The following is a 14,212-nucleotide window of genomic DNA, read 5'->3' as shown; positions in this document are numbered from 1 at the left end:
GCGCGGCACGATGTCGAACGGAATCAGCCGCTCGGCGGCCTGTGCGTCGCCGTACACGGCGAACGTGATGCCGGTCCTGCGGAACACGCCTTCCGCGTCGTGGGCCTTCTGGGCGAGGCTTGCAGGGTTCTGCGTGTCGAGCCACTGCTTGAGGCGCGCGTAAGGCGCCCTCACCATATCGCCGGATTGCAGCATTTCATCGAATGGCTTCATCGATCTTTTTCTCCATCGATCGTTTTCCCCGGCATTGCGCATGCCGGACCGGCGTACTAACTGCCTTGCAAGGAACGTGCCTTGCTATGACCCCTCAGGTCCCCCTTTTTGTCGCGCGGCCGGCACGCCCCCGCAGCATGCCGCACCATGATGGTGCGACGCACGGCGCGGGACGCGCCAGCGGCGTGCCATGCCCGTGCACGGCCGCTGCTGCGCCGCGTCTGTGAAACATAGTTCCCCTGCGTGTCACGACTGTGCAAGCTGCACTGCACCAATACTTCCCCTGCCCGCACGCCTGCCCGTTGCCGCGCTGCTCGCCGGCAGCAGCTCCGAGCCCGTACCGGCACGGCTTCCCGCCGCCGTGCACTCGGCCGCGTCCCGCCACCTCCTCGGCCGGTCTTGCCGCATCGCAGCGAACCGCGTCGCGGCGGCGGCGGCCCGTCGCGGCGGCCCGTCCTGCACCGCGGACGGGAATGGCGCCGCATCCTTCGGTTACCGGGCGGAATGGCGGAAAGGCGGGCCGGCACGAGGCCGGCCCTGGGGGAAGTACCGTCTGCGGCAGGTCGGGCAGTTCGACGCGGTGAACTAACCGGTTAGCCGGGTCCGGCACCTCGAACTTATGCAGCCGTAATCCCGCCGACAACGCCCATGCATATTTCGACTGACACCGATCGAAAAAAAACATCGGCCCCCATGCGCGAGGCGCGGTACGCTACCAAACCGGTTCAGTGAAATGGTGCCGCTCCTCCCGGCGCCGACTATAAACAGCGAAGATCAACATGGAAGCAAAGTGGCTGGAAGATTTCCTGAGCCTTGCGGATACCAAGAGCTTTTCCCGGGCCGCGCGTCATCGGCACCTCACGCAGTCGGCGTTCAGCCGGCGCATCGCCGCGCTCGAAACGTGGATGGACGCGAAGCTGGTCGACCGCAGCATCAACCCGATCGCGCTGACGCCGGCCGGGCAGATGTTCCGCGGGCTGGCCGCGGACATCCTGCGCAGCATGTATGCGGCACGCAACCTCGTGAACGGCTATGACCAGTTCGCGGCAAGCGACCAGGTGGTGCGCTTCGCGGTCGCGCATACGCTCGTGTTCACGCTGTTCCCCGAATGGCTCAAGCAGCTGAACGGCGAAGTCGGCCACGTGACCGCGCGCGTCAACGCGGTGAACGTGCCCGAAGGCGTGCAGCAGCTCGTCGAAGGTGAATGCGACCTGCTGCTCGGCTATCACCATCCGCAACTGCCGATCGTGCTCGATCCGAACCACTTCCCGTTCGTCACGCTCGGCGTCGAACGGATCCTGCCGGTGTCGACGCCCGACGCGCGCGGCAAACCGGTATTCGAACTGCCCGGCACGCCGGACGCGCCGCTGCCGCTGCTCGCGTATTCGTCGGGCGCGTTCCTCGGGAACGTGGTCGAAATGCTGCTGCTGAACGCGGCCGAACCGTACGCGCTGCACCGGTGCTTCGAGACGCACATGTCCGAGGCGCTGAAGGGGATGGTCGTGGCCGGGCACGGGATCGGCTGGCTGCCCGAAAGCTGCGTGGCGAAGGAACTCGCGGAGGGCTCGCTCGTCCGCGCGGGCTCGGCGGACTGGATCACCGAACTCGAGATCCGCCTGTACCGGTCCGCGCGCAAGCGCGGGCTCGCGGCCGAGCAGCTGTGGACCTACATCATGAACCGGCCGCGCACCGCGGCCGACGGCGCGCGCGCGGCCGAGGAGTCGATCGCGCCGGCCATGCGCATCGCGCGCCGCAGCGCCGGCGGCAGCCGGTAGCGCCCTTCACCGTCCCTCGTCACCCGACTCGCCAGCGCGCCGCGCGGATGCAATCCGCCCGGCGCGCGGTTATTCGACGTGCGCAATCGCGGAGCATTTTCCGCTCCTGCTCCGTCTTCGATATGCGTTCCGTACCTCGATCAAACCCGTAAAAACAGGCAAACGTTTGCGAGCCGAATTGCATTTAATTTACATCGAAAACATCGACCCCGAATAAATTTCCGATTCATACGACAGAAATAACCTGTTACAGAACAAATTAAAAGTTTCTCTTTTCATGCAATGGCATTTTTCATCGATAAGGCCATATCACCTCTTTCGATTCCCTGACCTGCACTCCGAAATTCACCGTAATGCTTCGATGAAAGAGGAAAGTCTTCCTTTTATCAGTCGTTACTTTTCGGTACAAACGTCGGTACCACTTACGTCGGAAATTTGCAAAATGGTCATCGCTACCGATGAGCAAATTTCATATTCGGCAATATCGCCTTTGTTCAGAGCTGATCCATTTCGTCGAATTATTGCCAATCCTATTTAAATAAGACATTTAAAGCTTGTCCCATTCGGGCCACACATGATTGTTTGTTCGAAACCCATCGTGTATCAATAGCGTTGTCGCAAAACGAAATAGCGTCGCTAATTTTCAAATCGGAATAAGTGCATTGCCAGCGATTCCGGATGGAGGTTGCAATGTCTTCCTCGTTTGAACAGCATGGTCGCCGGCTCCTCGGCATTGTCGTATCCGCGCTCTGCATTCATGCCGCGGCCCAAACTCCGAACCAGGCCCCGACACCCTCGTCCGATACCGGCTCCGGGCGATACGTGATTTCGTACGTCTGCGGCGACGCGCGAATCGACGGTACGGCGCCGCTTCCCCCCGATGGCCGGCCGTACAACCTCGGTGTGTCGTTCGTATCGGGCGCCACCGGGCAACCGCTGTCGAACGTGCAGGTGCGGCTGCGACGGCATGGACGCGTCCTCGTCGAATTCAACGCGACGGGTTCGCGCTGTCTGTTCAGCGTGCCCGATGCAAGTTACCGGGTCGAAGGGACCTATCAGGGAGCGACCCAGTTCGCGGTGGTCGAAACTGGCGCACTCACCACGCAGTTGCGGTGGTGAACGTCAGTCGAATCCGCGCGCCGAGGGCGCGCACCCGCGTCATGCACTGCAATCCATCGACAGGAGAATCGAATGACTCGTGCAGAGCGACCGGACGGCGCGCCCGTCCGTCAGCCGAAGCCCTCCTGGGGACCGGGAAAGAATGCGGCGCTCAGCATCGTTGCATTTGCCGCGATCTTCGGCGCCTTCGCGTACGTCGAGCGAGACGTGGGGGGCAGCCATGCAACCGTGACGCACGACATCGCCGGCTTGATCGGCACCACCGTCGGGAAGTATCGCCAGGCCATCGTGGCCGCGACGGCCGACGCCTCCCGCGCGGCGTCGACGGCCGCGCAGGCCGAGCCGGTGACGCCTTCCGTACCGGGTACGCCGTTTGCGTCGGCAATGCCTGCCGGGTCGGCCGCGACCGCCCCGGCCGTGCCGCCACCACCGACCGCCCGCTCCGCCGCGAAACACCCGCGCCCCGCGCATGTGCCGACCACGACGCTCGCGGCCGGCGCACACGCCGCATCGGCCAGCGCTCGCGCGGCACGCCCCGCTGACACGCACCGGACGTCGCGTTCGCAGGCGCTGGCACGCACGAGACAACACCCCGAGCCCACGCCGACACGGCAACCGCAATCGGATATCGCCGACACGACGCACATGCAGACCACCAGCGTCACGCGCGACGAGATGGAAGGCGCCCGCGCTCTCGCCAGGGCGCGCTGGTGCGCACGGATCGACGAATGGACCTGCGTCGAGCACAACGCGAGCCGGGCCCTCGCCATCGACCCGAAGAACAGCGAATCGCGCGCGCTGCTTGGACAAGCGATCCGCAACCGCCTGTGAAGCGGCCGGACGCTGCCGGGCCTCACTGCCCGGCAGCACGACGACCGGCGACGCGCGTCGTCGGGCGTGCAACCGATGTGATCGTTTCAGAGTGAGGAGACATCGTGGCTAACAATCGTCAACAACAATGCACCACCGTCGCTCCGCCCAACCGGCGGATCCTCCTGCACGCGCCCTTGCTGTTGCTGCTCATCGCGTCCGGCTCCTGTCTTGCCGCCGAAGGCGACGCGGAACCGGGCAGCGCGAGGGAAGTCGCAGGGACCCACGGCGCGCCGGATGCGCTGCCGCCCGGCATGCAGCCGACGGAGGCGTCGATGCGGCTCGCCCAGGGCCCGGACGCCCTGCCCCCGCATGCGCCGACGCCGATCGCGCAGGCATCGGACGCATCGATGCAGATCGCGCAGGCGTCGAACCCGCAGCCGCAGGCGATGCCGACCACGGTCGTGGTGGAGCCGGACGCGGCGCAGCCGAGTGAACCGGCGCCGGACGCGCGATCGTCGGATGCGCAGACGCAGCAGCTTGCCCAGGCGCCCGACATCGCGTCGCCGAATATGTCAGCGCCAGCCGCGCAATCGTCGGATGCTTCAATCCAGCTTGCCCAGGCACCCGACACCGCGCCGCCGAACACATCGGCTCCAGCCGCGCAATCGTCGGATGCTTCAATCCCGCTTGCCCAGGCACCCGACACCGCGCCGCCGAACACATCGGCTCCAGCCGCGCAATCGTCGGATGCTCCAATGCCGCTTACCCAGGCGCCCGACACCGCGCCGCCGAATACATCGGCTCCGGCTGCGCAATCGTCGGATGCTCCAATGCCGCTTGCCCAGGCGCCCGACACCGCGCCACCGAATACATCGGCTCCGGTCGCGCATGCATCGGACGCGCCGACCCAGCCCGCACCGGCCGCTGCCGCCGCATCGCCGAATGCTGCGACGACAGCGACGACACCGACGCAAACCGCGCAGGCATCCGGCACCCCCATGCCGACCTCGCCTGCGCCGGTGACCCAGACGCCCGGCGCTCAGCCGCCGTCCTCGCAGGCACCGAATTCGCAGACGCCCGGCGCCCAGCTACCCGGCGAATCGATCCAGCGATCGCAAGGCCCCGACGTCCAGACACCGAATGCCCAGATACCGAATCTCCGTACCGCCGATGTCGCGACCGTGCGCAACGACGTGTTCGGCCTCGCGGCGAGCGGCGGCGCGATCCAGGCGCTCGAGGAAGCGAAGGCACGGCCCGATGCGTTCTCGGCCGTCGACGTCGCGCAGCTGGAAGAGCTGTCGATACGCCAGCAGGTGCGCGGCGGACGCGACAAGTCGCGCTCGATGACGAGTCCGGACCGCTTCGACGGGATCGACAACGCGCTGCGCGCGGCCGACGACCTCGACAAGCGGATGCCGGCCACGCCCGACTATGCGCCGGTCAGGACGGCGCTCGCGGGCGACCGCACGGTCGCCCTCGCGGCACGCGGCGACATGAAGCCGGCCGTCGCGACGTTCGAGACGATCCCGTCCAATGCGGAGATCTCGATTGACGCGCTGGCGGCGGTTGGCGACGCCTACCTGTACCTGAGCGAACCGGCCAAGGCGAACGGCGTGTACCAGCGCGCGCTGAACCAGGCAACCGCGTCGCCTACGGACCGTGCGACCCGCGGCTTCCAGTACGGCGCACGCACGCGTCCGATCGAACTTCGCGAAGGGCTGTTCTGGTCGTATGTCGACCAGGCACGCGCGGCGGACGCGAAGCAGGTGCTCGACGACATGGGCAAGTCCCTGCCGCCGGTCAACGAAGTGCGCAACGTCGGTCCGGAAGAAAGCGACTATCTGCGCTACTACCGGCTGCGCGCGCAATACCTGATCTTCACGGGTCACACCGACGAGGGGATCGCCGCGCTGGAACAGCTCGAGAAGGAGGTGCCGTTCAACGCGGAGGTCCGTGCCGCGCACGCCGACGCGGTATCCGGCCAGTCGCATCCCCGCCAGGCGATCGCGATGTATCGCGCATCGCTGACCGACCACCCGGACAGCGTCGAGATGCTCGCCGGCCTCGGCCGCGCGGCGCTGACGGCAGACGACTACGCAACCGCGAAGAACGTCGACCAGACCCTCGACAACACGTTCCCGGACAGCGGCGCCGTGCGCAGCTTCAAGCGCGACTACAAGGCATACCGCAGCCCCGTGTTCACGACCGACCTGAGCTTCGAGCACGGCAACAGCGCACTGGCCGACAACAGCTTCACGTCGGACAGCTATGTGTATTCGCAACCGTTCGGCGACAACTGGCGCGTCTTCTCGCATACGTTCTTCGGCCACGCGCAAACCGATTCCGGCAGCGTCAGCCGCACGCGCACGGGCGTCGGCGGCGACTACCGGCACGGGCCGCTCACCGTGCAGGGCGAAGTCACGCGCTCGTTCGGCTCGGACGGCCGAACCGGCGGCCGCGGGTCGATCGCGTACGCGCTGAACGACTACTGGACGGTCAGCGCCGGCCTCGACAGCAACGACAACTCGCTGCCGTGGAAGGCGTATGCCGCGCATATCTGGGGCCGCTCCGCGAACGCGTCGGTCGTGTATCGCCAGAACGACCGCCGCGAGGTCAAGCTGAGCTACGGCGTGAGCCGCTACAGCGATTCGAACCTGCACCAGGAAATCGCGGCAACCGCCACGCAGCGTGTGTACACGTCCGCCAAACAGCTCGTCAACGTCTCGCTGGAACTCGGCACCGACAGCAACACGCGCCGGGACGCGCCCTACTTCAGCCCGGGCCGCGACTATGCGGCCGCGGCGACCGTCATGCACCAGCTGACGCTGTGGAAGAAGGGCGACATGTCGCTGCAGCAGCGCGTCTCGGCGTCGGGCGGCGTGTACAACGAGCGCGGCTTCGGCAGCAGCCCGCTGTGGAGCGCGCGTCTCGAGCACGCGTGGACGTTCAAGCACGACATCACGCTGAGCTATGGCGTCGAGGTCAGCAGCCACGCGTACGACGGCCAGCGCGAGCGCTCCGAAACCGGCTTCCTGTCGCTCAACCTGCCGTTCTAGCAAGGAGATCGCGCAATGCAAACCAGACGGACCTTCATGTGCGGATGCCTCGGCACGTTCACCGCCTGTTCGCTGTTCCCGGGCGTGACGAACGCCAAGATGATCGACCTGCTGCCGCCATCCGATCCGGCCGACGGCAAGACGTTTCGCGTCATCTGCCTGCATGACGTGCGCGACAACCTGATGGAGTCGTTCAAGCCCCCGTCGGCGCTGGTCGATCCGTTCGCGGTCGATACCGGCACGCTGACCGCGATCTTCTCGTGGCTGCAGACCAACAACTACCACACCATCACGGTCAAGCAGATCGAGGCATCCCGGCACGGCGGCAAGCCGCTGCCGCCGCGCGCCGTGCTGCTCACGTTCGACGACGGCTTTCGCAGCCACTACACGAAAGTGCTGCCGCTGCTCGAGCGCTTCAAGTATCCGGCCGTGATGGGCATCGTCACCGCGTGGATCGATGCACCGCCGAATGTGCCGATCCGCATCAGCGACAAGGTCCAGGTGCCGCGCGACTACTTCCTGTCGTGGGACGAGGTGAAGAAGCTCGGCCAGTCGGACCTCGTCGAGCTCGGCTGCCATACCCACAACCTCCATCACGGCGCGATCGCGAATCCGCAAGGCAACGAGTTGCCGGCGACCACGTCGCACCTCTACCTGCAAGACCAGAAACGCTATGAAACCGACGCCGAATTCCACGCACGCGTGCACGACGACCTGCAGACGTGCGTGCGCCAGATCCGCGAACACACGGGCATCGTTGCTCGCTCGATGGTGTGGCCATACGGCGCGGAAAACCAGCCCGTGCGCCAGATATCGACGTCGCTCGGCATGGACATCCAGTTCAGCCTCGATGCCGGCCCGAATACGCCGGACGTGCCGCTGGACCGGCTGAGACGGATCCTGATGATGTACGACGTCGACATCGGCGGGTTCGAACGCTCGATGCGCGAGCCGGCCTCCAACCGCGGCGACGTCGACGTGCCCGAGCGCACCGTGCAGGTCGATCTCGACCAGGTCTACGATCCGGATCCCGCGCGGCAGGAAGCGAATCTCGGCAAGCTGATCGAACGCATCTACCGGATGCAGCCGAAATCGGTATACCTGCAGGCGTATGCCGACCCGAAAGGCACGGGCGTGGCCGAAGCGGTGTATTTCCCGAACCGGCACCTGCCGATGCGCGCCGACCTGTTCTCGCGCGCCGCGTGGCAGCTCAACACGCGCTCCAACGTGCAGGTGTACGCGTGGATGCCGGTGCTCGCGTTCCGGCCGCCGCCGGACAAGCAACGCGGGCTCGAGGCCGTCAGCGCATTCGGCGGCGCGCCGGCCCGCGAAAACGGCACGCGCGTGTTCCGGCTGAGCCCGTTCGATCCGGAGGCGCGGCTGATGATCCAGCAGATCTACGAGGATCTCAGCAAGCACGCGTCGTTCAGCGGCATCCTGTTCAGCGACGACGCCGTGCTCGACGACTACGAGGATGCGGGCCGGCATGCGCTGCGCACCTATTCGCAGTGGGGGCTGCCGGCCGACGTCGGCAAGATCCGCGAAAATCCCGACCTGTTGAAACGCTGGACGCGCCAGAAGTCGCGCTACCTGATCGACCTGACCCGCCAGCTCGAACAGATCGTGCTGGCCCATCAGAACGTGGGCGACGTGCTGACCGCGCGCAACATCTACGCGCTGCCGGTGCTCAAGCCCGAATCGGAAGCGTGGTACGCGCAGAACTACGACGATTTCCTCGCCACCTACGACTACGTCGCGCTGATGGCGATGCCGTACATGGAGCAGGCGAAGGATCCCGAGGGCTGGCTGGACCAGCTCGTGCGGGCCGTCCGCGCCAAGCAGCGCGGGCTGCAGCGCACCGTGTTCGAACTGCAGTCGTACGACTGGCGCGCGCAGAAGCAGGTGCCGGCCGGCACGCTGCTTGCGCAGATGCGACGACTGCGCAGCGAGGGCGCCGTGAATTTCGGCTACTACCCGGACAACTTCCTGAACGGCCAGCCGGAACTCGACGCGATGCGCGACGTGATGTCGCTGAAGTCGCGCCTCGATCCGACCTCCATCAACGCGCTGATGCAGATGCAGCATGCACAGGGGACCAAGACGCCATGACCACCCACGGCATCATCCAGCGCCTGCAGGACTTCGTCTTCTACTATCCGTTCTTCATGTCGTATCTGTGGATGATCGGCGGCGTCGTCCATTATTTCCTGCTCGAGGAAGGCCGCGAGCTGTCGACGCGCACGATCGCCGCGAGCGGCATCCCGAAGATCTCGATCGTCGTGCCGTGCTTCAACGAGGCCGCCAACGCACGCAGCGTGATCCGCCACCTCAACGCGATGGACTACCCGAACTACGACATCATCGCGGTCAACGACGGCAGCCGGGACCGCACGGGCGACATCCTCAACGAGCTGGCCGTCGAGATCCCGCGGCTGCTCGTCATCCATCACGCGCGCAACGAAGGCAAGGCGGTCGGGCTCACCACCGCGGCGGCGGTATCGAACGCGGAATACCTGCTCTGCATCGACGGCGATGCGCTGCTCGCGCATGACGCGATCGGCTGGATGCTCGAGCACTTCCTGACCGACCCGGGCGTCGGCGCGGTCACCGGCAACCCGCGCATCCGCACGCGCACGTCGCTGCTGGGACGCATGCAGGTCGGCGAATTCTCGTCGATCGTCGGCCTGATCAAGCGCACGCAGCAAGTGTACGGCCGCATCTTCACGGTGTCGGGCGTGATCACGATGTTCCGCAAGACCGCGCTCGCCGACGTCGGCTACTGGAGCTCGGACATGCTGACCGAGGACATCGACATCAGCTGGAAGCTGCAGTGCCGCGACTGGCGCGTCGTGTACGAGCCGCACGCGCTCAGCTGGATCCTGATGCCCGAGACGCTGAAGGGTCTCTACCGGCAGCGATTGCGCTGGGCGAAAGGCGGCATCCAGGTGCTGATCAAGTACGCGGGCACGCTCGCGCGGCCGACCCAGATGATGATGTGGCCGCTGTTCGTCGAGTACCTGATCGGCATCACGTGGGCCTATTCGATGTCGTTCATCCTGCTGCTCGCGCTCGTCGACGTCGTCTACCCGCTTCCGCCCGACTGGCATGTGTCCGTGGTGCCGCACTGGCACGGGATGCTGCTGGTCGCGACCTGCATCCTGCAGCTGATCATCGGCAGCATGATCGATCGTCGTTATGACGAAAAACTCCTGATGTATTTCCTTGACACCGTCTGGTACCCCGTCGCGTTCTGGCTGATCAGCATGATCACCACCGTCGTCGCCCTGCCCGCCGTCGTTCTGCGGGGCCGCGGCAAGCGCGCCGTCTGGGTCAGTCCCGACCGAGGCATTCAACATGAAGAACGCGCCGATTATTGACCTTTCCCTGCGCGCGCCGCGCGAAATGATCGCCGAGCGCGGCGTCGTCGTCGGGCCCGTGCTCGTCGCATGGTTCCGCCTCGTGCGGCCCGCGCTGGTCGGAGGAGTATGGGCATCGATCTGCATCTACACGTACCGCTACCTGCTGCCGTTCAACGAGGCCGAGATGCCGATCGAGCAGATCGTGTTCTACGTGACGAGCATCGCGCTGATCGCCGGCACGATCGTCACGTGGCTGATCGCGGGACGCGTCGTGCATCCGCTCGCGTACCGGTTGCGCGTGTCGAAGATGCTGCGGCGCTCGGCCAGCGTGAAGATGCGCTCGATGCCGCCGACCGCGCTCGCGGGCGCCCGCCGGCGCGGCGCGCGGCGCACGACGCGCATTCTCGTCGCGTCGCACGACGCGAACGGCTCGATCTCGGGCATCGAATGGATCGCGCATGCGGGACCGCAGCCCCGCGAGTAGGTCACCGGCGCCGTGCCGCAACGCACTGCGCACTGCGCACCACGCACGCCGCATGACGCGACGGCGCTCCTGAAATCGTCCTGGCGCGCGTCGCGCGCAGGCCGGAAAACTTCCTGTAGACGAGGTGAATCATGTGCGGAATCGTCGGAGCAAGCGGCCTGAAAAATCAGGTCCCGCAACTGGTCAATGCACTGAGCCGGCTCGAATATCGCGGCTACGATTCGTGCGGCATCGCCGTGCTGCGTGACGGCTGCCTGCGCAGCGAACGCACGTTGCGGCGCGTGGCAGACTTGCAGGACCGCGTGCTGACGCTCGGTCTCGAAGCGCAGACGTGCATCGCGCACACGCGCTGGGCGACGCACGGCGCACCGTCGGAAATGAACGCGCACCCGATCATGTCGGGCGACACGATCGCGGTCGTGCACAACGGCATCATCGAAAACCACGATGCGCTGCGCGCCGAACTGCGGGAGCGCGGCTATACGTTTCGCGGCGAGACCGACACCGAGGTGATCGCGCACCTGATCCACAGCATGTATCGCGACGACCTGTTCGACGCGGTGATTCGCGCGGTCAAGCGGCTGCACGGCGCGTACGCAATCGCCGTGCTGAGCGCGCGCGAGCCGCAGCGGCTCGTCGCCGCGCGCGCGGGCTCACCGCTCGTGATCGGCATCGGCGCGGACCAGAACTATCTCGCGTCCGATTGCGCGGCACTCGGCGACCTGACCGACCGTTTCGTCTACCTGGAAGACGGTGACGTCGCGCTGATCACGCCGGAGCGGATCGCCGTGGTCGACTCGGTCGGGAGCGAAGCACAGCGTCCGCTGTGCCTCGTCAAGGCGCGCGACGACGACGCCGCGCTCGGCCCGTACCAGCACTTCATGCAGAAGGAGATCTTCGAACAGCCGAAGGCAATCGCCGCCACGATCGACGGCATCGACACGGTCTCGCCCGCGCTGTTCGGCGGCAGCGACAGCACGCGTGCGCTGCTGTCGAAGACCCGAAGCGTGCTGCTGCTCGGCTGCGGCACCAGCTACTACGCGGGCCTGACCGCGAAATACTGGCTCGAGGGCATCGCGGGCATCCCGGCGCAGGTCGAGATCGCGAGCGAATACCGCTATCGCGATACCGTGCCCGATCCGCGCACGCTCGTTGTCGGCATTTCGCAGTCCGGCGAGACCGCCGACACGATCGGCGCGATCGAGCGCGCGCGCGCGATGGGCCAGGACATGTCGATGGCAATCTGCAACGTGGCGACGAGTTCGATCGCGCGTAGCGCGCCGCTCAGCTTCCTGACACGCGCCGGCATCGAGCTCGGCGTCGCGTCGACCAAGGCGTTCACGACCCAGCTCGTCGCGCTGTTCCTGCTGACGCTCGCGCTCGCGCAGCAGCGCGGCCGGCTCGACGCCGCGCAGGTCGCGATGCACCTGAAGCAGCTGCACGAACTGCCGGAGCGCATCGGTCACGCACTCGCGCTGGAAACGCAGATCATGGGCTGGGCCGCGAAGTTCGCGCGCACCGAGAACGCGCTGTTCCTCGGGCGCGGCATTCACTATCCGATCGCGCTCGAAGGCGCGCTGAAGCTCAAGGAAGTGTCGTACATCCATGCGGAAGGCTATCCGGCCGGCGAACTGAAGCATGGCCCGCTCGCGCTCGTCACGAGCGCGATGCCGGTCGTCACGATCGCGCCGGACGACCGCCTGTTCCAGAAGCTGAAGTCCAACATGGCCGAGGTGCGCGCGCGCGGCGGACGGCTGTACGTGCTCGCCGGCCATCATCTCGAGATCGACGCCGACCGCGACACGCACCTGATCCGCGTGCGCGAATCGGGCGACGCGCTGTCGCCGATCGTCAACGTGATCCCGTTGCAGCTGCTCGCGTATCACGTCGGCTGCGCGCGCGGCGCCGACGTCGACAAGCCGCGCAATCTCGCGAAATCGGTCACCGTCGAATGATGCGGCGGCCGGTCGCGGCGCAGGTCGCCAGCGCGCGCCCGCATGCGTTCGGGCGCGCCGCCGCGTGGCGCGTCGCGACCGTGCTCTGCGGCGCGTGCTGCGCGTTCGCCGCGCCGTCGCGCGCGTTTGCCGGCGCGCCGGTCGTGCACACCGTCACCGTGGAGGCGCCGGCGTCACCTCAGTCGCCGCAGGAGCGCGGCGACCCGCGGCGCTTCATGCACGGGATCGGCGTGGCCGACGCCGGCGACGGCCGGCGCTGGGTGTTCTTCAGCAGCTCGGGCATCGTGCCGCGCGGCGCGCTGCGCAACGGCGACTGGCCGCATGACGTGTACGTCGGTGAATGGCGGCCGGGCAAGCCGCGCCTGCTGCGCGTCCATACGTTCATCAGCCGCCCGGAAGCGCAGGAGCCCGTGTCGATCGCGCAGAACCCGCGCGGCGACATCTTCGTCACGTTCGAGGACGGCTGGAACACGCCGCAGGTGGTCAGCCAGCGATACGGCGTCTATCGGCGCGACCTGAAGCCGGTCAAGCCCTACCCGAACGACGTCGAAGCAGGCGGCCACTCGGGCCACGTCGCCGCGGTGGGCGAACGCTTCGTCGTGTTCTATTCCGCCGACTGGATCGACGGCGGCGGCGTCGACAACCTCGGCACCGGCAACGGCGTCTACGTGAAAACCTACGATGCCGAAGGACGCGTGATGAACCATGTGCCGGTCGCGCCGCACCGCCGCGAATGGTGGCCCGTGGTCGCGGGTTCGCCGCGGCGCGCGCTGCTGGTCTGGCAAAAATACATCGAGGGCAGCACGGACGCGACGCTCGAATACGCGATGTTCGATCCGGTCACGGCGAAACTCGACATGCTCGGGCCGCTGAACGGCACGATCCAGTACTACGTCTATTCGTCCGCGTATGTGCCGGCGGTCGACCGCTTCGTCGTCGTCACGACGACCGCGGACAATCGCGGCGTCGCGATGCTGATCGACCCCGACGGCCGCCGTCTGGCCACGCTCGACTGCCTGCCGGCGTCGGTGCGCGAGGCCGGGATCGGTGTCGACGGCACGCATGCCTACGTGCCGATCCGCGACGGGCGGCTGCTGACCCTCGCGCTTGCGCCGACGGGCATGTCGGTGAGCGGCGTGCAGCGTTCGCCGATTCCGTGGGGCTCGACCGGCATCGCCGGGTTCCCGGCACGCGGCGGGACGATGCATTTCGTGTCGCTGACGCCGTCCGGCGCACGCGAAGCGGATTTCGACACGACACGGGAAACGCCGTTGCCGAAGGGCGACGCGCAGTGTTCGACGCATTGACGGCAACCCGGCACGTCGATCCGGCCCGACGCGCTCGATCCGGGCGTTCGCGCCTTTGCCCGAATCGCGCAGTGCGATCCCCCCGCGCGTATCGGCCGCACCCGGTCGTCACCCGGTAGTCGGACTTGCAG

Annotated in this window: 9 protein-coding genes and 1 pseudogene; 9 read left to right on the top strand and 1 reads right to left on the bottom strand. The window is 66.7% G+C overall.

Annotated elements, in window-relative coordinates:
* A pseudogene (locus U4012_RS28055) lies at positions 1 to 213 on the bottom strand (circularly permuted type 2 ATP-grasp protein); the annotation flags it as partial.
* Positions 214 to 992: 779 nt separating this feature from the next.
* Between U4012_RS28055 and U4012_RS28050 the strand changes: the two are divergent.
* The 9 genes from U4012_RS28050 (at position 993) to U4012_RS28005 (ending at position 14,081) form a co-directional block, all read left to right on the top strand.
* Positions 993 to 1,988: a LysR substrate-binding domain-containing protein gene (locus U4012_RS28050; RefSeq protein ID WP_044843972.1), complete on the top strand. Its 996-nt coding sequence runs from the start codon at positions 993 to 995 to the stop codon at positions 1,986 to 1,988.
* 690 nt (positions 1,989 to 2,678) lie between these two features.
* Positions 2,679 to 3,107, top strand: a complete 429-nt coding sequence (locus tag U4012_RS28045) for a hypothetical protein (RefSeq protein ID WP_044843971.1) — start codon at positions 2,679 to 2,681, stop codon at positions 3,105 to 3,107.
* A gap of 72 nt (positions 3,108 to 3,179) precedes the next feature.
* The gene (locus tag U4012_RS28040) at positions 3,180 to 3,938 is read left to right on the top strand and encodes a hypothetical protein (protein WP_321802380.1); all 759 of its coding nucleotides are present in this window, start codon (positions 3,180 to 3,182) and stop codon (positions 3,936 to 3,938) included.
* A gap of 104 nt (positions 3,939 to 4,042) precedes the next feature.
* Positions 4,043 to 6,976, top strand: a complete 2,934-nt coding sequence (pgaA, locus tag U4012_RS28030) for a poly-beta-1,6 N-acetyl-D-glucosamine export porin PgaA (RefSeq protein ID WP_415750411.1) — start codon at positions 4,043 to 4,045, stop codon at positions 6,974 to 6,976.
* 15 nt (positions 6,977 to 6,991) lie between these two features.
* Positions 6,992 to 9,085 (top strand): poly-beta-1,6-N-acetyl-D-glucosamine N-deacetylase PgaB, encoded by a 2,094-nt coding sequence (gene pgaB, locus U4012_RS28025; RefSeq protein WP_321802374.1) that lies wholly within the window; start codon positions 6,992 to 6,994, stop codon positions 9,083 to 9,085.
* On the top strand, positions 9,082 to 10,353 hold the full coding sequence (pgaC, locus tag U4012_RS28020) for a poly-beta-1,6-N-acetyl-D-glucosamine synthase (protein WP_044843967.1): 1,272 nt from the start codon (positions 9,082 to 9,084) through the stop codon (positions 10,351 to 10,353). Before pgaB ends, pgaC begins: the two co-directional genes overlap by 4 nt.
* Complete coding sequence (locus U4012_RS28015) at positions 10,331 to 10,819, top strand: Biofilm PGA synthesis auxiliary protein PgaD (RefSeq protein WP_124667685.1); 489 nt, start codon at positions 10,331 to 10,333, stop codon at positions 10,817 to 10,819. Before pgaC ends, U4012_RS28015 begins: the two co-directional genes overlap by 23 nt.
* 131 nt (positions 10,820 to 10,950) lie before the next feature.
* Complete coding sequence (gene glmS / locus U4012_RS28010; RefSeq protein WP_321802371.1) at positions 10,951 to 12,774, top strand: glutamine--fructose-6-phosphate transaminase (isomerizing); 1,824 nt, start codon at positions 10,951 to 10,953, stop codon at positions 12,772 to 12,774.
* Complete coding sequence (locus U4012_RS28005; protein ID WP_321802384.1) at positions 12,774 to 14,081, top strand: hypothetical protein; 1,308 nt, start codon at positions 12,774 to 12,776, stop codon at positions 14,079 to 14,081. The genes glmS and U4012_RS28005 overlap by 1 nt, the downstream gene beginning before the upstream one ends.
* The last annotated feature ends 131 nt before the right edge of the window (positions 14,082 to 14,212 follow it).

The sequence above is a fragment of the Burkholderia sp. BCC1988 genome, from assembly GCF_905339895.1.
Lineage (GTDB): Bacteria > Pseudomonadota > Gammaproteobacteria > Burkholderiales > Burkholderiaceae > Burkholderia.
The sequence above is the reverse complement of the archived record's forward strand: the minus strand, read 5'-3'. Positions and strand labels throughout refer to the sequence as shown.